The following is a 24,707-nucleotide window of genomic DNA, read 5'->3' on the forward strand; positions in this document are numbered from 1 at the left end:
TAGTCACCTAAGGAGTTACCCCTAATTTCACTTAAACTTTAGTCGTTAAGTACTGAGTTCGTTTGCGGTTTTTTTTTTACCGACTACTGTTTAAGTACAAAAGAAAATTTGTCTTTACATATGCGTAACAGGACAAGCCTTGGGAATTTGTTTGCGAGGATATGGTCAATGAATACGTTAAAAACTGCCGCTGCACTTTTTACAGTCTGTGTTAGCTGCAACAGTCTAGCCCAAACAATTTCAGACAGTACGAATGCGCCTACGTTGGAAGATTACGTGCGTAAAGTAGTTACAACAAACCCCGAGGTACAGGCTAGTTACAGACAACTACAAGTGGCGATGTCAGACGTTGATATTGCACGCGGAGGCTTTAGGCCACAAATAGATGCCTTAGCAAGTAGTTCATATACCGATCGTAATTTCGGGCTTGAACAAGAATTCGCTGGTCACACAGCTGAAATCGCGCTTACGCAAATGTTGTATGACGGCTTCCTAACAAGTAGCGAAGTAAAACGCTTTAAGCAAGCACAGGTCGTGCGTTTATTTGAATTGTTCAACGAAATTGAACAAAAAGCATTAGAAACCTCGCAAGCGTATCTAGACGTACAACTTTTCCGAGAGCAACTGCGCCTTGCTGAAGAGAATTTGATAACGCATGTTGATGTGTTCAAACAAATTGAAGAAAGCGTGCAAGCGGGGGTAGGACGCCGTGCGGACCTAGAACAAATAAGCGGTCGTTTGTCACTTGCTGAATCAAACGTCCTGACTGAGTTATCGAATCTACATGATGTTACAGCGCGATTTTTACGCATTGTAGGTGAAAAGCCAGCACCAGAGCTTGAGCCTGTTAATGTGTCTTCTGCCTATCTTGATGTAAATGTTACTGATATTAAAACGCTGCTTAATAATGCTTATGTTACTAACCCGCAGTTCAACGCTGCTATTTACAACATAGATGCGCAGCGATACGGGGTACAGAGCGCGAAGAGCTTGTATCATCCGCGCGTTGATTTAACAGCAAGCTATGGTGCAAATACACGAGATCAGGCAGCGCTAAACAACACAATTATTGAAGCCTCGGTCGGCATTAACTTTTCTTATAATTTGTACAATGGTGGCTCAGATGCTGCGGCCATTCGTCAAGCGTTATCTCAAGTAGACCTTGCCAAAGACCTGCGCGACAAAGCGTGTATCGACATGCGTCAAACCGTGCAGATTGCGTACAATGATATTATCAATATTTCTGATCAGCTGCCCTCACTTAATGCGCACCGACTATCTTCAGATCGCGTAAGAACAGCTTATATGGATCAGTTCACCATTGGGGAACGTTCATTACTGGATTTACTTGATTCTGAAAATGAATATTACGAATCAAGCCGTGCTTATCGCGAGGCACAATTCACACTAGAAAAAGCTCGCGTACGTTTACTCGCAGCGTCAGGTAACTTAGCGCAAACGTTAGGTGTTAAGCGTAGTGATGTACCTGAGGTCTTAGAGCTTGCAGAAGAAAAAGTCACATTCGATCCTAACTATGTTTGTCCTGCACAACGTACGCATTTCGAGGATGACGCCAACATACTCAAGCGCGATTCTGACCGCGATGGCATTGTTGATTTATGGGACGACTGTAACGACTCTACACCTGGTGCGGCGGTAGATGATTTTGGCTGCGAAGCCGCGAAAGTTGATCCCAAAGCTTCCGAGTTCACAATCGATAATGCCAACATTATTAATACCATTAAAGTGAACATTGAATTCGCTTCTAACTCTAGCAAAATACGCGACGAGTATGCTGCGTCGTTGAATGATGTTATTGCTGCACTAGAGCAAGACGAAAATACTGGCGTAATCATTCATGGCCATGCGTCTTTAGACGGAGATGCATCTTATAACCAGCGACTATCTGAACGTCGCGCAAATGCGGTAGCATCAATGCTCATGTCTATCACAGATATCGAGCCTCGCCGAATTACCGCTGTGGGATACGGTGAAACACGCCCATTGATAGACGAAGAGTCAGAGTCTGCAAACAAGCGTAACAGACGAATAGAAGCGTCTATTATTCAATTACCACCATCGCAGTAAGCAGTAAGGACCTTTATGACGGATGACAAGGTCGATGAAATATCGTACTTAGACATGCAAGGGGGAATGCTAATGGATTGTCTTATGACACTCTGTCAGCATTACCAGCATAATGTATCTCGAGTGAGTTTGCTTAGTGGGCTTCCACTTGACAAAGGTATGTTGTCGCCGAGTGGGTTTGAACGTGCCGCAAAGCGCGCAGGCCTTACCAGCCGAACGGTAAAACGTGACTTAGACAAAATTAACACCGCGTTGTTGCCCGCAATTTTGCTGTTAAAAGACAATAACGCTTGTGTACTTCATTGTTTTAACGATGAGTGCGCAAGTGTGAGTTATCCAGAGCTAGGCAAGGCAGTGGTTGACGTACCTTATGAACAAATTGCTGAGCAATATACTGGGTATGTTATTTTTGCGCGCCCTGAAATGACGCCTAGTGGCACATCGTTACACGTTGATAAGTCTTCTGTGGGTCACTGGCTATGGTCATCGGTGAAGCTCGCTAAAGGCTTATATAAGGACGTTATTCTTGCCTCGGTGTTTATTAGTTTATTGTCGATAGCATTACCGCTTTTTGTGATGAACGTGTACGACCGCGTTGTGCCTAATGCCGCGCTTGAAACGCTATGGGCATTGGCCATCGGTGTACTCGTTATTTTAGCGGCAGACATGTCGTTGCGCATGCTGCGTCAATACTTTGTTGAACTTGCTGCAAGCCGGCTTGATGTCACCTTATCGTCTAAAATTATGGAAAAGGTGCTTGCTATAAACTTAGCCAGTAAGCCCGCGAAAAGCGGGGCTTTTATCAACAGCCTTCACTCCTTTGAAAGTATCAGACAGTTTTTTGGTTCATTGACGTTAGTGGCTCTAGTCGATTTACCGTTCGGGATAATTTTTATTGTCATCATCGCCATGATTGATTTTTATTTAATTATTCCGATGTTGATAGGCGCTGGTGTGCTTTTGCTGTACGCGCTTAAAGCACAAAGAGTTATGCGTACTCTGTCTGACGAATCAATGGAGATTGGCTCTAGGAGAAGTTCACTTATTACAGAAAGTGTAGTGTCGCTTGAAGATATAAAAGCATTCGGGTTTCAAAGTAAAAGGCAAAGCGACTGGGAAAAGCACACAGTGTTTTTAGCCAAGGTGAACGCTAAGCTTCGCTTGGTTTCAATGTCTGTTAATAATGCCGCACTTTACATTCAGCAAACAGTGGGTGTTGTCATCATACTCACAGGTGTTTATCTGATTATTGACGGTCATATTACGCAAGGCGGTCTTATTGCAGCTTATTTGCTGTCTAGTCGAGCAATGGGCCCTATCTCACAAGCGGCAGGTTTACTTGCGCAATACCATCATGCTGAAACAGCCAAAAACACCCTTGATGAAATAATGCAGCTTCCCAGCGAAATGTGTAATGGCAAGAAGCGTCAGAGCAAAGTAAACGTTAACGGCAACATTGAAGCTAATAATGTGTGCTTCAAATATCCAGATGAAAATGTAATGGCGCTCAAAGATCTTAACGTAAAAATAAATGCGGGTGAGCACGTTGCAATTCTCGGTAAAAACGGCTGCGGTAAGTCCACATTAAACAAACTCATTATGTCATTTTATAAGCCTGAATCTGGACAGATATTGCTTGATGGCGTTGATTTGCAGCAATACGACCCGTCTGTAGTTAGGAAAAGCATTGGCTACGTACCTCAAGATGTAAGCTTGTTCTACGGTACGCTTAAAGAAAATATATTGTGCGAAGGCACAAATGTAGATGATGAAAAACTATGGCAGGTTATTCAAAGCTGTGGGCTTGCCAATATTGTGAATAAAAGTGCCTATGGTCTGCAGCAAAATGTGGGCGAGCGCGGCTGCATGTTTTCAGGAGGTCAACGTCAAGCAGTTGCTATTGCACGTGCAATTGTTAATTCACCGTCTATCTTCATTATGGACGAACCAACCTCGTCAATGGATACCAATTCTGAAGCGCTAATTAAAAAGACAATAGCGAAAGCCATAGAGGGTAAAACGTTAATTATAAACACCCATAGAACCACGTTGCTTGATTTAGTGTCCAGGGTGATTGTTATTGAAAACGGTAAGATTATTGCTGATGGACCAAAAGAAGCGGTTTTAACGCAGTTTAAAAGTACTGAAAATGTGAAAAAGAGGGGCGTGTAGTCATGTCTGAAAGCACAGATTCAGGAATATTGTCTCGCTTAACTCGGGGCTGGCTTGCGCCTACCTCTGGGCAAGACTGGGTACTTGAAGCCGAGTGGCAGCGAATAATGCAAACACCTGTTAAGGCGAAAGGGCTTTTATACAGTGTTGTGCTGGTTATTTTTATATTGGTGGTATGGGCGTACTTTGCGCAAATCGACGAAGTTGCAAAAGGCGATGGTAAAGTTATTCCGTCTCAGCAGCTGCAGGTACTGCAGTCTTACGATGGTGGTATTGTGCAAGACATACTAGTAAGAGAGGGCGAAAGAGTCTCGAAAGGTCAGGTATTATTACGTGTCGACCCTACGCGCTATATATCATCTTTAGAAGAGAACACCACTCAGTTTGCTGCACTTGCAGCAAAAGTTCAGCGTCTGTCTGCATTAACGCAAGGAACACAGCTTCGTTTTGGTAAAAAGCTGTTGTCTCAAGCGCCTGTAATTGTGGAAAACGAGCGCAAGCTGTATAACTCAAATTTAGCCGAGCTAGACGAGGTCGCTGCTGGTTCAGACACCCGTATTATGCAGCGCAGGCAAGATGTTGAAGAGGAAAGAGCTAGTTTGTCTCAGTATGAAGATGTACTGACATTGTCTGAAAAAGAGTTAGCGGTTACTAAACCATTACTGGCCTCGGGGGCGGTATCAGAAATAGAAGTATTGCGTTTAGAACGCCAAATTGTAGAGCTAAAAGCTAATATCAAAAAGTCGAAGGTAGCTATAGCCCGTGGTTTAAATGCTATTGAAGAAGAAGTCATTAAAAAAGAGGAAAGCCGACTTCGCCTGATTAATCGATGGAGCCAAGAGTTAACCGAAGCAATCGGTGAAATGGCAACACTTCAACAGTCGCAAACCAGTTTGGAAGATGTGGTGTCGCAGGCCGAATTAAAGTCGCCTATCAACGGCACCGTCCAGCGGATGCTGTTTAATACTGTTGGAGGCGTTATCACTCCTGGTAGCGCGGTTGTTGAACTGGTACCGCAAGACGACCAGCTTATCGTTGAGGCTAAGGTGTCACCCAAAGACATTGCTTTTATCAGAGAAGGGCAGTCTGCAATACTTAAGTTTAGTGCGTACGACTATACTATTTATGGGGGCATGTCAGCTGAAGTGAAACATATTAGCGCAGACGCCATAACAAACGAAAAAGACGAAACCTATTATTTGGTTCGTCTTGAAACTAAAGAACAAATTGGAAATGCAGAGCTAGATATTATTCCAGGAATGATTGTTCAGGTAGATATCTTAACCGGTAAAAAGACGGTACTTAACTACATACTGTCCCCATTGTTTAACGTGACATCTTCAGCATTACGGGAGCGTTAAATGGCTAACTATATTTTGAACACCGACCAACAAGGCGTTTTACTGGATTATTTTCCTAATGCGTTAGAGTCCGTTGCGCACATCCCCAAAGGTGAAACACTGTGGTTGTTATCTAACAATCAAGAATGGAAGCGTAATGTCTTAGACGCCAAGCGTCATACTAACAATATAGTGCTGCTAACCTACGAACTAGAGCGCCAAGAAATGCAAACTGCATTGGTTCTTGGGGCGCGTGCATATTGTCATGCGTTGAGCGCCACATCAATGTTTGACTCGGTCTCAAGGGTGTTGGATGCAGGTGGCATGTGGATACCCAATGAGCTTTTGGCTCCTACAACGCGCAACATTGCGAATCAACTTAATACAAGTGCAGCGCTGTCTCAACTCAGCCATTTAACCAAGCGAGAGCGTGATGTGTTAAGCGGTATTTTGGAGGGACGCAGCAATAAAGAAATTGCGCGAGACTATGGTATTAGTGAACGAACCGTGAAAGAGCATGTTGGCACCCTATTACAAAAATTTGATGCCAAAGACCGCATTAATTTACTGCTAAGAGTGGGTGAGTTTAGTCATCTAAAAGGTGCTCTATAACTTCCATATGTGATACCACGCCATCAATCCCCAATTCTGTAAACAGTTCCTTATTGTCAGCCTTTTTCACACCGTCAGCATACACTCTAATACCAAAAGTATGCGCGAGTGTGCAAAAACCCCTTATAAATGCGTGGTTCGCGGGGTTAAAGTCAATGTCTGACATAAAGGCCGAATCTATCTTCACATAATCAAGCCCCAACTCTTGCACGTTTAATAATTGCGAGAACGATTCTCCAACGCGTTTTAGGCCTACCTCAACGTGTTTGGCTTTCAGTGTTGTACAGAACTGTTCAAATTCTTCTGGGAAACGCGTTGCGGTAGACTCTCGCACTTCAATACACAAATGATTAGCTGCTTTTTCGTTGTAGCCTATAAGGTAATAAAGTTGTGCAATGGACTCTGAGTCTAGCATAAACTGTTCAGAACATAGGAACGCATATTTGGCGTTCGTGTTCTTATTGTTTATGTAGTCGATTAAATAATTAATTGTGGTGAGCTCAAGCTTGGGCAATAAGCCCAAATAACGGGCCCAATGTGTGTAGTAACCGCTTTGACGAAGTTCGCCATCAAGCGTAACGCCGGCCCAGCTTTGGTAATGCACCAAGTCGCGATTTACGTTTAAAACAGGGTAGTTAAAGGTTTCTACATTGCAATTCTCAATAGCATCACTCAGCATCATCTGCCATTTTTGAGCTTCGTCTTCCTCTGTTGTATTGAGTAACACTTCTTCAATGTTCGGGATTTGTGTGTCTAGTTCTTGAGCTTCATCCAACATTTCATCAGTACGCATAAGTGCGCTGGAGAAGCTGTCATCTGGGCGCAGTTTTACGACGGCATGATAAACTCGAGGGTCGTTTTCATTACAAAAAACGTTTTTGCATGCCTCGTGCAGAGCCACTGTGACGGTACACACATCGTGGGTTTCAGTAAGTAAAATGGCAAATTCGTTTTTCTGCATACGCGACACTCTGCTATCACTGAAGTGGTGATGGTACAAATCTAATGTGTCGTTAATTGCTTCTACAAACTGGGTTAAGCGTGCACGCCTTTCGGGATAAGGTGTACGAAGGAAGCCTTCATCTTCAGTAAAACGAATGATAAATAAGCAGTTAATACCTTGGGTGTCGCGAAAGGCGATCTGCCCCTTGAGTATCGAAATAAAATATTCACGATTGGCCAAATTGGTCTCGTCATCGAACTGCGTTTTATATCGCATAATGTCAAGACGCGCGTTTTCTTCTTCCATTATTTTGCGTGATTGATTAGCCAAGAAGTTCATTGCTTTAACAACGCGTTTAAGTTCAAGGGTACGCGGCTCAGCAAGTTTGATAAATTTCATTTTTTGAAAGGACTGGGCTTGGTGTACAACGCCGTCTAGCGGTTTTAGTATGAGTTTCATTAACCAACCGCCAACAATGCCTGCGAAAAGGCCTACCACGGAAAGACCAAGTATTAAGCGGTATGTTGCCTGCCACATTGACGCAATTGAAAAGCTTGTGTCAGATTCTACATATACCGTACCATACTGACCCCAACCCTCGCTGACTTGTGCAACCCCTGGTGCCACTTCGGGGCCAAAGTATTTTGCAAACCATTTTGGTGTATCTTCGTCGAGTTTCACTTCAACATTGTGTTCAGAAACTACTTCACCCTCAGAAGTCCGCAGTGATATAGAGGCATAATGGCCAATATCAAACTGAGACATAATGAAAAGGTCGAGAGAAACCGGGTCTTTTTCTAGGCCGCTTAAGGTAAGCGCCAGCATACTGGCATTATCAAGATTTTTGGCGTAAAGCTGTTCTTCAACGTATTTTTTCGTAGTAAAGCCGTGGATCGTGACACTACCAGCGATAGCTAGCAGAATGATCACAACTATAGCTAACCACAATTCTTTAATTATCGACATAAACGCTTATGACCCTCTGCTTATTCCTTCTAACTTCATGCGTTCGATAACATCACGCCAGCGCGATAAACGGCTTGTAGAAGAAGAAACCTGGCTTGCTTGTCCAGGCTGCCAAATGCCAGAGTCATTAAAACTAAACACAGGCACTAAGTCGGTTCGTTCTGAACCCGGTAAAACATTAGACACTAAGCTGTCTAACACTAAGGGGTCTGACGATGGGGTTTCATAATACCCCAACACCATATGTGCTTGCGTTACGCGACTTCGACCAATTCTTGCTTTTACATATATCAGGCGTAGTTTAGCACTATCTACCCCTAAGTGTAGCAGAGCCACATATTTTGCAATGGCGTAATCTTCACAATCTCCTCTGGAATGACCGAAGAACTCAGAAGGCGTTGCCCAATAATCGGTTTGTTTAAAGACAATGTCGTCGGTTGCGTACTGAATGTGTTCGTCGAAAAACGTATTTACGCCAATAAGTTGGTCTTTAACAGATTTGTTTTGAAGGGTTCCAAGTGTGGTCTGGAGTGCTTTTACGTCTGGCGCGTTACGTGGTCCAAAATTATTAATCACTACCTGTTCGAGTTTTGGAAACTCAATAGTTAGTTGAGCCCTCATTTGCTGAGCAATTGCCATAAGAAGCAGTGCCAGTAATGCTAAACAAGTTGACGCAATTTTAGACCAAGTCATAGGTGCAGAGAGTTCTCAACGTATTAAACAAATGAGCAGATTTGTTGAATTACAATCGATACTCATTTAACACTTTTCTATACGTATAGCACGCCAAACAGGGAAAACCAATTGTCATTTTGGAGGGTATTTAGAGCGTGTTGACCTTCTCGGTACTCTTTTTGTTCATTCCAAGCGAGTTTCAGGCAATGAACGAGTTGCGTGGTTTGGTTATTCCAAATTAGCAACGAGAAAAGCAGCATGAGGCTCGCTTGGATGAACCTTTCAGGCAGCAATTGTTTAGTATTTATCCTGCGTCTGTGCACACTGATGAAGATAGCTACATTATATGTACACTTCCTTGTCTAAATGCTAAACACTTTGCTGCAAAAACGTACCGAGAAGGTCAACACGCTCTAGCCCGACTATTTTTTAACAACAAAGTCCTGCTCTTGAATATTTGCAATGATTCCCTCTTCCTTACTGACAAGCGTAGAAGATTTTGCATAAGCGGTTTTTACTACGAATGTTCCGGGATAGAGCTTGTACTGTAGGTACTTACGTCCGCGGCTGTCAGTCAGCTCTTTCGCTTGATACAAGAACAACTCGTCGTTTACATCAATGCCGTTATCTCGCCCAAGTGATACTGACACTTTGTCATAAGTAACGCCTAGAACGCGCCCTGTTACTGGCTGACAGGCCACCGTTTCTTGGATGTCGAGTATTGCTGTTTGAAGTGTTTTATCGATGGCTTTACCATATTGCGTGCGCCAGAACATTGCAGAAAATTCATCTACTATTTCAAAACGATCGAATTCCCAAGGTGCTTCATTTTGATAGGTGTTGCTAAACAACTGTCCACCGCTCACGCCATCATAAACCCTCAGCGTAATACGAAAATTACGCATGGATTCACCGTTTGCCCAAGGCAAAAACACGGAAGGCGCTTCTGTGGTAATACTTAAATCATCAATGGTGCCGACCACCACGAACTGTGTATTGCTAAGTGTCGACAGTGTTCTTACATTTTCATCAGTAAACTCATTTTTGAATTTAGCGGTATGCGGTGCAATGTGAGTCATTTTCATTGCCTGCGTGTTCAGGCGCATTGTTTCTGCAAAACGTTGAGTTACCGCCTCGTCAAAATGGGTAATGCTGCCTTGCGCTAACTGTTGGCGGTTACGCACAAGAAAATGGGTGCTAGAAAAGTGTTTTTCATCATTTTGCGCGCTACAGGTTTTCATTTTTGGAAAGATGTCGGCTCTTACACTTACCGTTACCATACCATCGCTATACACTTCGTCGATGAGCTCGAGGTGTTCAACTTCACCTGTTGAGCGAATGGTCATTTCCTCGTTTTCTAATAGGCCGTTAGTAAGCGTATGCACGCTCTGAATAGAGGCGCCAGCAAATAGCATGGCTTGTTTTAGCGCTTCTTCAGTCGCTACGCGTTTTGCTTGGGCTCTATTGCCATCAATAACCTTCGCCTGCCCCTTTGCCTCGAACCAAGCGGCATGGCTTTGCCCTCCGTTTAAGAAAAGTAGGCAAGTTAGCGCCATTATTTTCATCATGAAAGCGATATTAAGCATAGATTTAGCATGTAGCACATGGCACCTCTGCATAACTAGTTTGTGCTTTGCCACTGGCTTTTTATATACAAAGCAAGTGTCATATTGAATTTCGTTAACAAGCTATGCCAGAACAGTGCCAGAAAAGCGCCATAAAAAAGTAAACGAGAGCTGGACTAAAGCTGGCTTAAAACAAACGGGCTTACTTTTTGCTTACTTTTATGAAGTCAAATTAAACGCCGTTTCTTTGTAAAGGAAACAGTTAAAGGCCTCAGTGCTTTGTAAGGAGTAACCTTATGTCGTTACCAATGTTTTTGCGCATGCGCTCTGTGTGCAGGTTTGCAGCGATTGCCGTCGTTTTGGGAATAACCGGCTGCGGGATAATCGACAAACATGTCGAGTATGAAACCATCGAGCCCGACACTTACCCAACGCTCACGGCAATAGGCTATGCGCCTATAATGTCTCAGCGAGGAGAAAGCGACAGTGTAAAACGCATTATGGCGATGAAAGCGTCCAAACTTGATGCTTACAGAGAGCTTGCTGAACAGGTTTATGGTCAGAAGCTACAGGGCGATCAGGTGTTATCCAGCCTGGTTGTTGAAAGCGAAACCCTAAGAGCATCAGTAGAAGGTGTTATTCGTGGTGCGAAAGTTGTGAAAGCTTACCCTGTAGGTGATGACACGTATGTTACCGAACTATCGTTAGATATGAAGCAGGTATATGATTTGTATTTAACCACTGCAAAGCCAAGAAGGGTCAGGGAAGTTAAGTATTACTAACAAGTAATGTTTAGTTAATAGGTTGTAGCAAGTAGAATCAAAAAACGCCCATCAGGTGGGCGTTTAACGTTGAACGCCTTAAATCACGACCACGTTTAGGCGCTTACCCCCGAACCTAAAGTTCCACCTTTAGGTTTGCCTTTTTTGTCATAAGTCAGCGACTCTTTTGCTCGCACTTCCATCATCAAATTCCGCAAATGTGTGAGGCGTAGCTGTCCTTGCTCAACGGCTTTTTGATTAACTTGAGTGCGATACTTGCAGTCTTCTAACAGTGATTTGGCTTGCTCCATCAGCGCGTCGTCTTCAGCTTGCATACTGCCTTGAGCGCTAATAGCATTTTCAATTTCAACGTCAGTTTTCTGTATAACTTCTAACAGCTGTGTTTTGTCATCAAGCAGTTTCATCAATGGCTCTGCTTCGCGTGAGCTAATAAGCTGCAGCTCTTTCTCAAGCACTGCAGCAAGAGTAGAAAGGTGTTCAACCTGTCTTTTTAAAAGCTCTGAAACAGATGATGTTTGTGACGTCACACAGTGTCCTTAACAGTGAATTACTTTGAACTAAAAATCTCAGATTCCAGCTTTGCTATTTTATTCGCTAAAACCTCTGGATTTACTCGATACTCGCCGCTTTGAATCGCTTTTTTAAGGCGATCAACCTTTTCTTGGTTTACTGGCGCTTCAGAGCCTTTTTTCTGAACCTGATTTAACTGTTGTGCAGATTGCGTCAATGAAACTGAATCTTGACGTGGTGCTGCGGGCGCAGCCGCTGCATTTTGTGCAGACGTTTGCTGCTGAGATTGCTGCGTTTGATTTTGCTGAGCAACCTTACCATTATCAACAGGGGTTTTGGGTAATCCATTGTTTATATTGTTAATTGCCATTTTAATTCCTCACTACCTTTTTGCCTCTGTAAGAGGTATCGGCCGCAGAGCCTTTTTCTTTAGCCTTTTTCTCAACAAAAAGGAACGTATTGAGAGCCTCAATCACAAGTGTATCACGACTTCTTCCGAACTGGCGACTCTTGCTACTACCGCTTTCTGGCTACTGGCGTTAATAACCTTGATACTGTCGCCTACAACACCGTCCTGTTGGGCAATTCCAGCTGTTTTTACTCTCATTCCTGCAACTTCAGCGGTAATTGTAATGCGATCGCCCTTACAGATAAAACATAGCATATTAGCTTGTACTGCTTGTCCGTTGGTTGCTCTGCGCTTCATGCGGGCACCTACCACACTATCGATGTCACTAAATGCGGTGTGGCGTAGTCGCTTAACATCAATTTTAGCAAGCGTTAAATTTGAAGATGTGAGCACGGTACCAGGGCTGACGGCACCTTGTAGCACCACTATTTCTTTTGTCCTAGTCACCTGGCCACTAGTAAACAAGTACCAGTCGTTGTTTCGGCAGCTTACTCTTACAGAGATATACGATTGAGCCAGTGCTTCCTCTGACGCATTGTACTGAAACCCGGTAGGGCAGTTGGGTATATTTATTCGTTCATCAATTTCCACTATTGATATATCAAGGTCGGTGTCGCCAGACGCTTCATTAAGCTGCGATAGTAAATATTGTTTGGCTCCTTCCTCCACTTCGGCGTGTTGTGAAGTCGATGCCGTCGCGGTTGCTGAAATAAACAACAGCGCTGACACAGCCCAAAATTGAGCAATATTGAAATGTAGGCGAATATTTGTTTGTTTCATCGTAATTTTTCGTGTTCAGTTAGTGAGTTATTGACTATGCTTAATAATCTCAACGCAGCAAACGCGCTTAAGTAACACTCTGTTTGGCCGATAACCAACAAAGCGTCATTTTTCTGTCGTTTAACCTGCAAAAATTTAGTGATATTGTCTATCTTTAACATAAGAGGCAATGATCGTGCCCAGTATTATTTAGAGGTGACTTATGTCGGGGATTTTAGATTCAGTAAACCAGCGTACACAGCTCGTTGGTCAGAATCGCTTGGAGCTATTGCTGTTTAGACTCAATGGGCGTCAGCGTTTTGGAATAAACGTGTTTAAGGTACGAGAAGTACTGCAATGCCCACCTCTAACCGCAATGCCTAAATTAAATCCTTTGGTGCGTGGCGTAGCGCACATTCGTGGTCAAACTATATCGGTTATCGACCTTAGCATGGCAACCCGAGGCAAAAAAATTGAAGACCTTAAAAACGCTTTTATTGTGATTGCCGAATACAATCGTTCGGTACAAGGGTTTTTAGTTGGTGCCGTAGAGCGCATTATCAATACCAACTGGGATGCTATTATGCCTCCACCTCAAGGCACAGGTAGAGCGAGTTACCTTACTGCAGTCACCGAAGTTGAAAACGAGCTAATTGAAATTTTGGACGTTGAGAAGATCCTTAACGAAATATCTCCTCTTAATGCGGAAGTGAGCAATGATGTAGCTGATAGCCTGACCACAGAAGGCCAAGAGAATAAAATTATATTTATTGCCGACGACAGCGCTGTTGCGCGCAACCAAGTTAAAAAGGCACTTACTGCGCTTGGCCTCGAAATGGAATTGGCTAAAAACGGTTTAGAAGCCTTGAATCGTTTAAAAGAGATCGCTGAGGAGTACGGTGACGTCACGAATCGTGTGGGTGTTTTGGTTTCTGACATTGAAATGCCTGAAATGGACGGCTATACCTTAACTGCAGAAATTAAAAATACCCCTGAGCTTCAGAAACTGCATGTTGTATTGCATACGTCATTAAGCGGTGTATTCAACCAAGCAATGGTTCAAAAAGTGGGGGCTGACGACTTTATCGCTAAATTCCACCCAGATGAGCTGGCAACTGCGGTTCAAAAGTGGTTGATGACTGAATGTGAATAACGGAGCATAATGCGATTGGCCAATAAAGAAGTATCGCCAGAAAGCTACCTAAAATTTCGAGAATTTCTCGAAAAGCAATGCGGCATCGTGCTTGGCGACAGCAAGCAATATCTAGTACGAAGTCGCCTTGCCTCACTCCTGTATAAACACAAATACGAATCTGCAGATGAATTAATAAGTGTTGTGGTAAGAGGCTTCGACCGCAACCTTCTGCAAGATGTAATTGACGCAATGACCACTAACGAAACCCTTTGGTTTCGTGACAACTATCCGTTCGACCTACTGGTAAAAGAGCTGTTACCCAGCCTAGCGTCGCAGAACAGAAAGATTCGAATTTGGAGTGCAGCATGCTCGTCTGGTCAAGAACCGTACTCTATTGCTATGTCGGTGCTTGAATTTCAGCGTCAGCGTCCAGGTACACTTCGCTCTGGCGTTGAAATAGTTGCGACAGACCTTTCTTCTGAAATGCTTAAAAAATGTGAGTTAGGTATCTACGATGAGCTTTCATTAGCGCGAGGCTTGTCAGCGGGACGACGGGAAATGTTTTTTCAAAAAAATGACGCGGGCGCTATGCAAGTGAAACCTGAAGTAAGAAAAATGGTGAGCTTTCGAAGCTTAAACCTACTGTCAAGCTATGCCGCACTCGGACGTTTCGATATTGTATTTTGCCGCAATGTGCTTATTTACTTCTCGCCAGAAGTAAAGCAGCGCATACTGCAACAAATTGCCGGACAGCTGCAAAGTGACGGTGTACTTTTCCTTGGCGCATCAGAATCTATCAGTGCCGCGAGTAACTCCTACAGCATGGTTAAGTGCAGCCCTGGCTTGTACTATCAAAAAAAGTAATCTACCTAAATGGTCTGAAATATAAAGCTTTTTTGTATTTCAGACTCACCTGCATCCCTTTTGAATTTCCGTCAAAAAACATTTTGGCATCTGCCTTGCTATGAATCCTTGTACTTACTGTATGGAAAACTTCCAGTCAGCATAAAAAACTATGTATGGCAGCAGTAACTGAACATTAATTACGTTATGCAGGGGTCATCATTATGGCTATAAATCTTGATAAATTGGTCGGCTTCCACGAGTCTGCGCTGAAGATAAGAACCGAGCGCATGGAAGTGATTGCAGGCAATTTAGCTAACGCCAATACCCCCGGATACAAAGCAAAAGACATCGATTTCAATAAGGCAATGCAGTGGGCAATGCGTGATAGCGCAGGCGGAGCTCCTTCTCGGAGTGCTGGCGGTTTAGTTACAACCAACGATCGCCATATGAGCGGCAATTCTGCGTCGGCAGCGGCAAATTTTGACATGCAGTACCGTGTACCCACACAGCCAGATACTGGCGATGGTAATACGGTAGAAGTACAAGCAGAAAGAAATCGTTTTCTAGACAATGGTTTGCGTTACCAAGCCAGCCTTGAATTTATTAACGGTAAGGTCAAGGGTATGAAAAAAGCGCTCAGCTCAGGAGGACAGTAATCATGGGCCTATTTAATGTTATGTCAATCTCAAGCACAGGTATGGAAGCGGAAAACGTTCGCCTTAATACCACGGCAAGTAACATTGCTAACGCAAACTCTGTGAGCAGTAGTTACGATGAAACTTATCGAGCTCGTCATCCTGTATTTGCGACAGCGCTTCAAGATGCGATGCATAACCAGTCCAAAGGCACAGGGGTCCAAGTTAGAGGCATTGTTGAGAGTGATGCGCCTCTTCAAGTTGAGTATTCGCCTAATAACCCTATGGCTGACGCAGATGGTTATATTTACAAGCCAAATGTGAATATTGTCGAAGAAATGGCAAACATGATGTCGGCATCAAAAGCATACGAAACTAACGTGCAGGTAGCCGACACTACCAAACGTATATTCCGTCGAGTGTTGCAACTTGGTCAAGGGCAATAATCTGCCGCTTGGTTAATGTGAGGAAATATCAGTGAACACGATAAATAACACCGGTTTAAACAACGACCTTTACTGGCAAGAAGAAACCGTAAAAGTTGCAGATGGCACCGAGCAGCAGCTTACGCAGGAAGATTTCTTTGCGATGCTGACCGAGCAACTTGCCAACCAGGATCCAACTAAGCCGGTAGATAACGACCAGATGGTTGCCCAGATGACCTCATTTACCATGGCAGACGGTATCTCTAACTTGAACGAAAAGTTTGAGGCATTTGCGACGTCGATGACGTCTAACCAAGCACTGCAGGCGTCTAGTCTTATTGGGCAAAACGTTTTGGTTCAGGGCAATGTGGGCTATCAAGCTGCTGAAGGCGACGGTATTTCGGGTGTTATTGTTAACGACAAGACAGTACAGAACATGACAATCACCATCGAGAACCAGTTTGGTGAGGTGATTAAGACCATTGATGCAGGCACGCAGGCGGCTGGTAATATTGAGTTTGAATGGGATGGCAAAGACAAATTCGGCAATGCCATGCCGCCAGGTGAATATGTAGTAAATGCTAACGCGGAGCTTAATGGTGAAGGGGTGCAGTTAAACACCGCCATTAATCGCCACGTTGGAAGTGTAAGTTTGGCTGGAAGCAGCCAAGGCGTAATTTTGAATTTGGATGGTGATGTCAGTATCAATCTTGATGACGTCATTCAAATCGGCAGTTAGTAGGAGAATCAATAATGTCTTTTAATATTGCACTGAGTGGCGTATCAGCCGCACAAAAAGATTTGGATGTAACCGCCAACAACATCGCAAACGTAAATACGGTTGGCTTTAAAGAATCACGCGCAGAGTTCGGTGATGTATATGCTGCATCACTGTTATCTGGTGGTAAAACCAAAGTAGGTGATGGTGTTCTAACACAGGAAGTTGCACAGCAATTTTCTCAAGGCAGCTTACAGTTCACCAACACTGCATTGGACTTAGCAATTACCGGCAACGGTTTCTTCACTACAATACCCGAAATTACGTCTAGAGATTTTTCTTTTACGCGTGCAGGCCAATTTAAATTAGATAGTGATAATTTTGTTGTTAATAGTAATGGCGACAACTTAATGGGATTTCCTGTAAACAGTGATGGTACAAGTTCTTCGGTAGCACTGAGCACAACAGTACCTGTGCGAATTCCCGACTCATCAGGTTCTCCGCAGCAGACTTCAGAAGTTGACATTAGAATGAACTTACCTGCCGGTGATGCAGCATTAAATCCTGCTGATTTTAATCCTGACGATCCGCTTACTTATAATGCTGCAACCTCAGTCACAGTGTATGATTCATTAGGCGATAGCCACGTCATGACATACTACTTCATAAAAGACGGGACACCAGGCGTAAGTAATGAATGGTTTGTTGCTACTGCAGTGGATGACACACTGGTAGATATGACCGACTCAAATGGCCTAGACACTGACCCCGCAACTGCTGTTAACGCAGTAGGCGCAAACACTGGGAATGCGGTAACTGCCTCTAAACTTATTTTCTCTCAAGGTGGTGATTTCATTAACATGGAAACGCCTGACGGCTTGCCAACTCTTGATTTCAAAATGCAGACAGAGGCGCTAGGTGCCACTATCCTGTCCAATGGATCAGATCCAACACAGCAAATTGGTATCGACTTTAACCTTGATGTTAATGGTGCAACACCAAATGAGCCAACACAGTTTGCTTCTGCATTTGAAGTAACGTCGTTGGAACAAGATGGCTTGCCAGTTGGCCGTTTGACAGGAATCGACATCGGTCCTGACGGGTTAGTTCGAGCTACATTCTCAAACGGTACATCGGAACCAATTGTGCGTGTAGCGCTTGTGCGATTCTCAAACGAACAAGGCTTAACACAAGAAAGCAGCACGCAGTGGAAAGAAAGTATTCTTTCTGGTGAAGCGCTAGCTGGTGAGGCGACTACAGGTACATTTGGTGAAATTAACTCATCTGCGCTAGAGCAGGCGAACGTTAACTTAACCACCGAGCTTATCGACATGATTATTGCTCAGCGTAATTTCCAGGCCAATTCAAGAGCGCTTGAAGTCAATAACTCGCTGAATCAGACAATTCTGAATATCCGATAATACTGATATTTCAAAATAGTTTTATCCCACGATAGTAAGCGGCATAGCCATTCCGCTTACTGTCGTTTTTTGTTGTTTCACGATAGAAAAATAGACATTTTAATCACTTCTATCTTTTATATTTTTCTATAAAAATCATTTTCATAAGTAAAAAATTCACTCTTGTTGCTTTAAAAAAGTACACGTTGGCACTGCCCTTGCAAAATCAAGTGTAAGGTTTAATCAGAGTCAAAAGTCAGTCATGGACAAACTTCTCTACATTGCAGCAAGCGGTGCTTCTCAAGATTTATTGGGTACGGGTGTACGTGCTAATAACCTTGCGAACGCACAAACAACCGGCTTTCGTGCTCAGCTTGAGCAGGCCAGGTCAATGCCCGCCTATGGTGAAGGCTTACCAACGCGTGTTTTCTCTATGACTGAAAGCCCGTCAAACAACTATGAATCTGGCCCAATGATTAAGACCGACCGAGATCTGGATGTTGCTATTCAAGGTGACGGTTGGTTTGCCGTTCAAGATGAAAACGGCCAAGAGGCTTACTCGCGAGACGGTAATTTCAAACTTGGTGATGACGGTATTTTGACAGATGTCCACGGACGCATGGTGCTAGGCGACAATGGACCCATCTTTTTACCTGTGCCGCTGGACAATTTAACCATCGCATCTGATGGCACTTTATCTATGCGTCAGCTTGGCGCGCCTGCCAACGTTATTGAAGACGTTGGCCGCTTAAAACTTGTAAGTCCAAATTATGCAGACATGGAAAGAGGCTATGACGGCCTGTTTCGTATGGAAGACGGATCAGTGGCGCCAGCGAACGCCAACGTAAAAGTGATGTCGGGCATGTTAGAAGGCTCAAACGTTAATGCGGTTGAAGAAATGGTAGACATGATTAGTTTACAGCGCCATTACGAGCTACAAGTCAAGGTCATGAAGCAGGCCGAAGAACTCGACACACGCGGCAACATGCTGCTTAGGATCTTATAAACGTATTTTTTATTCGTTGCTGTTATTGCAACGTTGGAGGTTAACATGCATCCAGCTCTGTGGATTAGTAAAACTGGTTTAGATGCTGCACAAACTGATGTCTCTGTGGTATCGAACAATCTTGCCAACGCTTCAACGGTGGGCTTTAAAAAAGACCGCGCTGTGTTTGAAGATTTGCTTTATCAGAACATCAACCAGCCTGGTGGGCGTTCATCTGCTGATACTGAGCTACCCTCTGGCCTTATGTTAGGTTCAGGCTCAAAAGTGGTTTCAACTCAGAAAGCACACACGCAAGGCAACCTTTTAACTACTGAAAACGCGCTAGATTTGTCAATTCAAGGTCGCGGCTATTTTGAAATTCTACAGCCAGATGGCACCTTGGCTTACAGCCGAAACGGTCAATTTAGCATGAACGACCAAGGCCAAATTGTAACATCGGGTGCGGGTTATCTATTACAGCCTCAGGTTACAATTCCACCTGACGCGCAGCAAATCACTATCTCTCAAGATGGTCAAATAAGCGTAAGCATTCGTGGGCAAGCTGAGCCTCAGCTTCTTGGACAGCTTAACGTTACCGACTTCGTTAACCCAACGGGCCTTCAGCCGGTAGGTCAAAACCTGTACGTTGAAACGGCATCAAGTGGCGCACCTATCCAAGGCATTCCTGGCCTGCAAGGCTTGGGTATGATTTCACAAGGAACGCTTGAGACGTCTAACGTAAACGTAACCGAAGAGTTGGTAAATCTAATCGAAAGCCAGCGACTGTATGAGATGAACTCGAAAGTTATTTCATCGGTGGATCAGATGCTTGGTCAGGTTATTCAGCAGCTGTAGGAGTGCTTTAATATGCGTATTGCAATTAGCCTTATTATTTGTGCGCTGTTGTCAGCCTGTCAAAGCACACCAGATTCCAGAGTTCAAGCGAACGACCCGTTTTACGCACCTGTGGTGCCTGATTACCCAAGAGAGTCGGTAGTAGAAAATGGTTCTCTTTTTAAGCCACATCTTGCTAATAGTCTTTATTCAGACGTAACAGCAAGGCAAGTAGGCGACATTATAACGGTAGTTTTAAGCGAAAATACTGCTGCGACAAAGTCGGCTAACACTGCAACGTCACGAGATACTAACGCCGATTTGCAACCTATCACAGGGCTTGGTGGCGATGCGATAAACATTGGTAGTCAGTCAATTCAGCTAGGTTTAAGTGCTTCAAATGACTTTACTGGCGATGCAGCGGCGAACCAGACCAACAGTTTACAGGGCTCGATTTCGGTAACAGTTGTAGATGTATTACCGAATAAAAATCTAGTGGTTCGTGGCGAGAAGTGGATGACGCTAAATCACGGCGATGAGTACATTCGCCTGACAGGTATTGTTAGACCGTTAGACATTAACCCAGACAATCAGATTGAGTCGACACGCATTGCTAATGCACGCATTCAATACAGTGGAACAGGCACATTTGCCCAAGCACAAGAGAAAGGCTGGTTAACTAAATTTTTCTCATCTTCGTGGTGGCCTCTTTAGAGAGGGAGTGAGTAACTATGCGTTTTGTAACTTTCACAATTTTTTGCCTTACCGCGTTGGTTTTAAGTATTTCTGACGCAGCGGCTCAACGAATTAAAGACGTGGCTTCAATTCAAGGCGTACGCTCGAACCAACTTATTGGTTATGGTTTGGTAGTGGGTTTACCTGGCACAGGTGAACAAAACCCGTTTACCGAGCAAAGCTTTCGTACCATGCTTGCGAACTTTGGTATTCGAATGGACCCCAATACTCGTCCGAATACGCGAAACGTGGCGGCGGTAGCGGTTCATGCTAATTTGCCAGCGTTTAGCAAGCCCGGCCAAACTATTGATGTCACTGTATCATCAGTAGGCGAAGCGAAAAGCTTACAAGGCGGCTCGTTACTACAAACGTTTCTCCGCGGCGTTGACGGTCAAGTGTATGCCATCGCCCAAGGCAGTTTAGTAGTAAGTGGTTTTGGCGCTGAAGGTGGAGACGGTTCGCGTATTGTGGTTAACACACCAACAGTGGGACGCATCCCCAATGGTGCAATGGTAGAACAGTCGATACCAAGCGGCTTTGCAAACGGAGACTCATTAACGCTTAACCTTCACTACCCCGATTTTTCAACGGCAAAATCGCTGGCAGATACCATTAACCAGCGCTTAGGTGCGCAACCTGAAAATGGATATCTTATTGCCAAGCCAATTGATGCTGCTTCTGTACGTGTTACTGCTCCAAGAGACGCAGGGCAAAGGGTTGGTTTCTTAGCAGCGCTTGAGAACTTTGAGTTTACGCCAGCAGATGCGCCTGCTCGCGTTATTATAAACAGTAGAACGGGCACCATTGTAATTGGTAGTGATGTACGACTGCTTCCTGCAGCCATAACTCATGGTGGATTAACCGTTACCATTTCTGAAAATCAGCAGGTTTCACAACCTAACGCCTTTGGCGATGGCCAAACGGCTGTTACTACGCAGTCTATTGTAGACGTCGATTTAGCTGATAGCCGCATGTTCAAGTTTGAACCAGGCGTTACGTTAGATCAGCTTGTTCGCGCAGTGAATGAAGTGGGCGCAGCTCCAGGTGATCTTATGGCAATTTTAGAAGCGTTGCGTCAAGCAGGTGCGCTTCGCGGTGAGTTGGTGATCATCTAATGGAAGCATTAAGCACAAAAAATCAGCTTGATATGGCCCGTAACGTTCACGACTTGGGCAGTATTAATAAAATGCGTGAAGCAATTGCTTCTGGCGACGAAGAAGTGCTGCAAGAAGCCGCGGAACAGTTCGAAGCTATTTTTGTGCAGATGATGTTGAAGTCAATGCGAAAAGCACAAGATGCACTTGCCGACGAAAACAGCCCTTTCAATTCACAGCAAGTGAAATTTTATCGTGATATGCATGACCAGCAACTTGCTACTGATTTAACAGCAAACGGTGGTATGGGGTTAGCTGACATTATTGTGAAACAACTTGGACAAACGGAAGATAGCTATACACCTTCTAGCGTAATCAGAAGCGACGGTAATTTATCGTCGTTAAATAGCAACCGAGTCAATGATGTTAACCAAGCGCAAGCGTTTGCGCTCAACTCCGAATCGATCCGCACGAAAAGTGCGACTAAAGATGCCATGTTCGATTCACCCGAACAGTTTGTAGAAACGCTCATGCCGATTGCTGAAAAAGTTGCAGCACAATACGGCATGGATCCAAAAGCGATTGTATCTCAGGCTGCAGTGGAAACAGGGTGGGGCAAGTTTGTTATTCACACTGGCGATGGTAAGAGCTCACATAACCTCTTTGGTATTAAAGCCAACAAAGAGTGGAATGGAGAGCAAGCGGTAGTAGACACTCTTGAATTCAATAACGGCGTTGCACAAAAGCAAAAATCGGCGTTTCGAGCTTATTCCTCGTTAGAAGAAGCGGTACAAGACTATGGTCGTTTCATTAACTCGTCGCCTCGTTACTCTAATGCTGTTGAACAAGCCTCAAATGCAAAGCATTACACAAAAGCGCTTCAGGAAGCGGGCTATGCAACTGATCCTGAATACGCAGATAAGATAATGGCTGTGTACAACAGCGAACGCTTGAATACGCTACTACCTTAGTGATGGAGAATCCCCGTGAGTTCTGTTGATCTTTTTTCTCTTGCCACAAGCGGTGTAAACGCAAGTAGCAAACTTTTAAACACCACCAGTAATAACATTGCCAATGTAAATACTGAAGGTTATGTTCGCCAGCGCACAGAGCTAAGCAACAGCCAAGTATTTGGCGTAGGAATAGGTAACACCGAGCGAATCATTAATGTTTTTGCTCAAAATCAATTGCGTCGCGACATAACGTCGGTTGGCGAGTTAGAGTCATTCTCACAAAAGACATCTGCTATTGATACTCTTTTGGCCAGCGAAGCGAATTCAATATCAAAAGGTTTCAGTGAATACTTTGCCGCCGTACAAACCGCAGCAGACGACCCAACCAATCTCGCATCGCGGGACCAAGTTTTAGGTAAAGCAAACTCGCTTTATCAGCGCATGGCAACACTGTCAGACTATATGGTTGAGAAAGAGGAAGAATTAAATTTAGAGTTCACTTCTTTGGTTAATCGCGCCAACACACTTATCGAAAACATTGGCAATTTAAATAGAAGTATAGTTGTTGCCAAGGGAAACAGTACAAGTGATGAACCAAGTGCGTTGCTAAACGAGCGGGACTTAGCCGTAGACGAACTTTCGTCGATTATGGGTATAACGGTTAAAGAAAGTCAGTCTCAAAATGGCGCTATCAATATTAATCTGACGTCTGGTGAGTCTTTAGTTCTGGAAAATGGTTCGTTTAATGTTTTCGAACTAAGTTCAGATGCCGATCTGACATTTAAAGAGCTCGAGCTTGCCACTGATTTTGGTTCACAGACAAAAGCAGATACTGCATTGCGTCTGGTTGAAGATGATTTAGGTGGTGCCCTTGGTGGATTATTCCGATACCGAAACGAAGTCTTGGGCCCGGTAATGCGAGATGTTGGTCAATTGGCGGTAGCTTTCGCTGATGCAGTTAATGAGCAAAACAAGCTGGGAATGGACTTAGATGGCCAGTTAGGTGGCAATATATTTGAGATCCCATCGTTTAGAGGCTTAGCTTTCGATGGCACTACGGGCGATTACGTGGTCAGTGCACAACTTACTGAAGGCAAGGGCGCTGAACTTACTGATGCCGATTATAAAATTGAAGTGACTAACGTTGTTGCGGGTGTACCTACTGAAATTGAGGTAACTTTGTTAAATGCCGACGGTATTCCGAAAAAAGATGGCTCGGGCAATGATCTTGTTTTCTCAAACGTACCCGTAACGGGGGGCTTTGCGGAGCTTGAAGGTGGCATTGAAGTTGATTTTGCTGGTACTTCGGCTTATACCGTTGGTAATGAATTTCTGATCCAGCCTACTAAAACCATTGCATCGAGTATAACCCTTGCTACCAATAGGCCTGAGGATTTAGCTTTTGCGAGTCCCATTCGCGCTGGTGCCGATGGTGACAACCTAGGCAGTGCTAACGTTATAAATACTACAGTAACTAATACTACCGTTGGCACAGGCAATGACCGCTCGGCATTTGATGGAGCCGGTGGCATCGATCCTGCTGCACCGGCTGAAATAGTATTTACAGCAGCAAATTCATTCGATGTTATTGATGGTACAGGTGCAACAATTGCCACAGTGACGGGCACAACTAATCTGAATAACTTAATTGAACAAGCAAAAAACAGCGGCACATGGCCCGCTGCTTTCGCAGGTTTGACGGATTATCCTGGTTACGATTTTAGTTTAGACGGTGTACCACGTGCAGGCGATAGCTTTAACATTAGCTATAATACAGATGGTTTTAATGACAACAGTAATGCGCTAAATATTGCAGGTTTACAGAACGATAATTTAGTTCAGGTGAGCAGCGAGTCTACCAACCCGCCTAGAACTTTTCAGGATGCTTATGCATCTATGGTTGGTCGCGTGGGCGAGAATGCATCGATGGCCAGTGTTTCTCTTGCTTCTGCAGAAGCGATGAAAGTGCAATCTGAAAACTGGTTTGATTCTGTTTCTGGCGTAAGCTTAGATGAAGAAGCAGCTAATTTGATAAAGTATCAGCAGAGTTATGCCGCTGCGGCAAGAATTCTTACAACAGCGCAAGAATTGTTTAATACCATTTTGCAGTCTGCGAGGTAGGTGAA

At 44.1% G+C, this 24,707-nt stretch carries 23 protein-coding genes; 17 read left to right on the forward strand and 6 right to left on the reverse strand.

Annotated elements, in window-relative coordinates; all coding sequences use genetic code 11:
• Positions 1 to 168: 168 nt before the first annotated feature.
• Genes ACGHAV_RS08410 through ACGHAV_RS08425 form a run of 4 tightly spaced genes read left to right on the forward strand, consistent with a single transcriptional unit; the run spans position 169 to position 6,212 of the window.
• Positions 169 to 2,088, forward strand: coding sequence for a TolC family outer membrane protein (locus tag ACGHAV_RS08410; RefSeq protein WP_390379035.1), 1,920 nt, complete (start codon positions 169 to 171; stop codon positions 2,086 to 2,088).
• Positions 2,089 to 2,103: 15 nt separating this feature from the next.
• Entirely contained in the window at positions 2,104 to 4,260 is a 2,157-nt protein-coding gene (locus tag ACGHAV_RS08415; protein ID WP_390379038.1) for a type I secretion system permease/ATPase, read from the forward strand.
• Between the two features lie 2 nt (positions 4,261 to 4,262).
• Positions 4,263 to 5,621 (forward strand): HlyD family type I secretion periplasmic adaptor subunit, encoded by a 1,359-nt coding sequence (locus tag ACGHAV_RS08420; RefSeq protein WP_390379041.1) that lies wholly within the window; start codon positions 4,263 to 4,265, stop codon positions 5,619 to 5,621.
• Positions 5,622 to 6,212, forward strand: coding sequence for a LuxR C-terminal-related transcriptional regulator (locus ACGHAV_RS08425; RefSeq protein WP_390379044.1), 591 nt, complete (start codon positions 5,622 to 5,624; stop codon positions 6,210 to 6,212).
• On the opposite strand, the gene ACGHAV_RS08430 is transcribed toward ACGHAV_RS08425, so the two are convergent.
• From ACGHAV_RS08430 to ACGHAV_RS08440, 3 genes are all read right to left on the reverse strand, one after another.
• On the reverse strand, positions 6,187 to 8,121 hold the full coding sequence (locus ACGHAV_RS08430) for a LapD/MoxY N-terminal periplasmic domain-containing protein (protein ID WP_390379047.1): 1,935 nt from the start codon (positions 8,119 to 8,121) through the stop codon (positions 6,187 to 6,189). The genes ACGHAV_RS08425 and ACGHAV_RS08430 overlap by 26 nt on opposite strands.
• A 6-nt stretch (positions 8,122 to 8,127) precedes the next feature.
• The gene (locus ACGHAV_RS08435) at positions 8,128 to 8,814 is read right to left on the reverse strand and encodes a transglutaminase-like cysteine peptidase (RefSeq protein WP_390379050.1); all 687 of its coding nucleotides are present in this window, start codon (positions 8,812 to 8,814) and stop codon (positions 8,128 to 8,130) included.
• 404 nt (positions 8,815 to 9,218) lie between these two features.
• Positions 9,219 to 10,400, reverse strand: a complete 1,182-nt coding sequence (locus ACGHAV_RS08440) for a flagellar assembly protein T N-terminal domain-containing protein (protein ID WP_390379053.1) — start codon at positions 10,398 to 10,400, stop codon at positions 9,219 to 9,221.
• A 269-nt stretch (positions 10,401 to 10,669) separates the two neighbouring features.
• Between ACGHAV_RS08440 and ACGHAV_RS08445 the strand changes: the two genes are divergently transcribed.
• Positions 10,670 to 11,143: an LPP20 family lipoprotein gene (locus ACGHAV_RS08445; RefSeq protein ID WP_390379342.1), complete on the forward strand. Its 474-nt coding sequence runs from the start codon at positions 10,670 to 10,672 to the stop codon at positions 11,141 to 11,143.
• Between the two features lie 95 nt (positions 11,144 to 11,238).
• On the opposite strand, the gene flgN is transcribed toward ACGHAV_RS08445, so the two are convergent.
• The 3 genes from flgN to flgA all read right to left on the reverse strand — a co-directional run bounded on the left by flgN (position 11,239) and on the right by flgA (position 12,842).
• On the reverse strand, positions 11,239 to 11,670 hold the full coding sequence (flgN, locus tag ACGHAV_RS08450) for a flagellar export chaperone FlgN (RefSeq protein ID WP_390379056.1): 432 nt from the start codon (positions 11,668 to 11,670) through the stop codon (positions 11,239 to 11,241).
• A gap of 20 nt (positions 11,671 to 11,690) precedes the next feature.
• Entirely contained in the window at positions 11,691 to 12,023 is a 333-nt protein-coding gene (flgM, locus tag ACGHAV_RS08455; RefSeq protein ID WP_334012726.1) for a flagellar biosynthesis anti-sigma factor FlgM, read from the reverse strand.
• 102 nt (positions 12,024 to 12,125) lie between these two features.
• Complete coding sequence (gene flgA, locus ACGHAV_RS08460; RefSeq protein WP_390379059.1) at positions 12,126 to 12,842, reverse strand: flagellar basal body P-ring formation chaperone FlgA; 717 nt, start codon at positions 12,840 to 12,842, stop codon at positions 12,126 to 12,128.
• 202 nt (positions 12,843 to 13,044) lie between these two features.
• Here flgA and ACGHAV_RS08465 point away from each other — a divergent pair, with 202 nt between their 5' ends.
• The 12 genes from ACGHAV_RS08465 to flgK all read left to right on the forward strand — a co-directional run bounded on the left by ACGHAV_RS08465 (position 13,045) and on the right by flgK (position 24,702).
• The gene (locus ACGHAV_RS08465; protein ID WP_334012728.1) at positions 13,045 to 13,974 is read left to right on the forward strand and encodes a chemotaxis protein CheV; all 930 of its coding nucleotides are present in this window, start codon (positions 13,045 to 13,047) and stop codon (positions 13,972 to 13,974) included.
• A gap of 15 nt (positions 13,975 to 13,989) precedes the next feature.
• Positions 13,990 to 14,820, forward strand: coding sequence for a CheR family methyltransferase (locus ACGHAV_RS08470; protein WP_390379345.1), 831 nt, complete (start codon positions 13,990 to 13,992; stop codon positions 14,818 to 14,820).
• A 203-nt stretch (positions 14,821 to 15,023) separates the two neighbouring features.
• Positions 15,024 to 15,458 carry a flagellar basal body rod protein FlgB gene (flgB, locus tag ACGHAV_RS08475; RefSeq protein WP_390379062.1) on the forward strand — a complete coding sequence of 145 codons (435 nt, stop codon included), beginning with the start codon at positions 15,024 to 15,026 and terminating at the stop codon, positions 15,456 to 15,458.
• Between the two features lie 2 nt (positions 15,459 to 15,460).
• Positions 15,461 to 15,883 (forward strand): flagellar basal body rod protein FlgC, encoded by a 423-nt coding sequence (gene flgC / locus ACGHAV_RS08480; protein WP_334012731.1) that lies wholly within the window; start codon positions 15,461 to 15,463, stop codon positions 15,881 to 15,883.
• A 31-nt stretch (positions 15,884 to 15,914) separates the two neighbouring features.
• Positions 15,915 to 16,601: a flagellar hook assembly protein FlgD gene (locus ACGHAV_RS08485; protein WP_334012732.1), complete on the forward strand. Its 687-nt coding sequence runs from the start codon at positions 15,915 to 15,917 to the stop codon at positions 16,599 to 16,601.
• A 14-nt stretch (positions 16,602 to 16,615) separates the two neighbouring features.
• Entirely contained in the window at positions 16,616 to 18,001 is a 1,386-nt protein-coding gene (gene flgE / locus ACGHAV_RS08490) for a flagellar hook protein FlgE (RefSeq protein ID WP_390379066.1), read from the forward strand.
• Positions 18,002 to 18,242: 241 nt separating this feature from the next.
• Positions 18,243 to 18,986, forward strand: coding sequence for a flagellar basal-body rod protein FlgF (gene flgF / locus ACGHAV_RS08495; protein WP_334012735.1), 744 nt, complete (start codon positions 18,243 to 18,245; stop codon positions 18,984 to 18,986).
• Between the two features lie 45 nt (positions 18,987 to 19,031).
• Positions 19,032 to 19,820 carry a flagellar basal-body rod protein FlgG gene (gene flgG / locus ACGHAV_RS08500; RefSeq protein ID WP_334012737.1) on the forward strand — a complete coding sequence of 263 codons (789 nt, stop codon included), beginning with the start codon at positions 19,032 to 19,034 and terminating at the stop codon, positions 19,818 to 19,820.
• A 12-nt stretch (positions 19,821 to 19,832) separates the two neighbouring features.
• Positions 19,833 to 20,513, forward strand: coding sequence for a flagellar basal body L-ring protein FlgH (gene flgH / locus ACGHAV_RS08505; protein ID WP_390379070.1), 681 nt, complete (start codon positions 19,833 to 19,835; stop codon positions 20,511 to 20,513).
• Positions 20,514 to 20,530: 17 nt separating this feature from the next.
• Positions 20,531 to 21,649 (forward strand): flagellar basal body P-ring protein FlgI, encoded by a 1,119-nt coding sequence (locus tag ACGHAV_RS08510; protein WP_390379073.1) that lies wholly within the window; start codon positions 20,531 to 20,533, stop codon positions 21,647 to 21,649.
• Positions 21,649 to 22,599, forward strand: a complete 951-nt coding sequence (gene flgJ, locus ACGHAV_RS08515) for a flagellar assembly peptidoglycan hydrolase FlgJ (protein WP_390379076.1) — start codon at positions 21,649 to 21,651, stop codon at positions 22,597 to 22,599. Before ACGHAV_RS08510 ends, flgJ begins: the two co-directional genes overlap by 1 nt.
• Positions 22,600 to 22,614: 15 nt before the next feature.
• Complete coding sequence (flgK, locus tag ACGHAV_RS08520) at positions 22,615 to 24,702, forward strand: flagellar hook-associated protein FlgK (RefSeq protein ID WP_390379079.1); 2,088 nt, start codon at positions 22,615 to 22,617, stop codon at positions 24,700 to 24,702.
• Positions 24,703 to 24,707 lie beyond the last annotated feature (5 nt).

Origin of the sequence: Alteromonas sp. MTD1 (assembly GCF_042848195.1) — a bacterium.
Classification (GTDB): domain Bacteria; phylum Pseudomonadota; class Gammaproteobacteria; order Enterobacterales; family Alteromonadaceae; genus Alteromonas.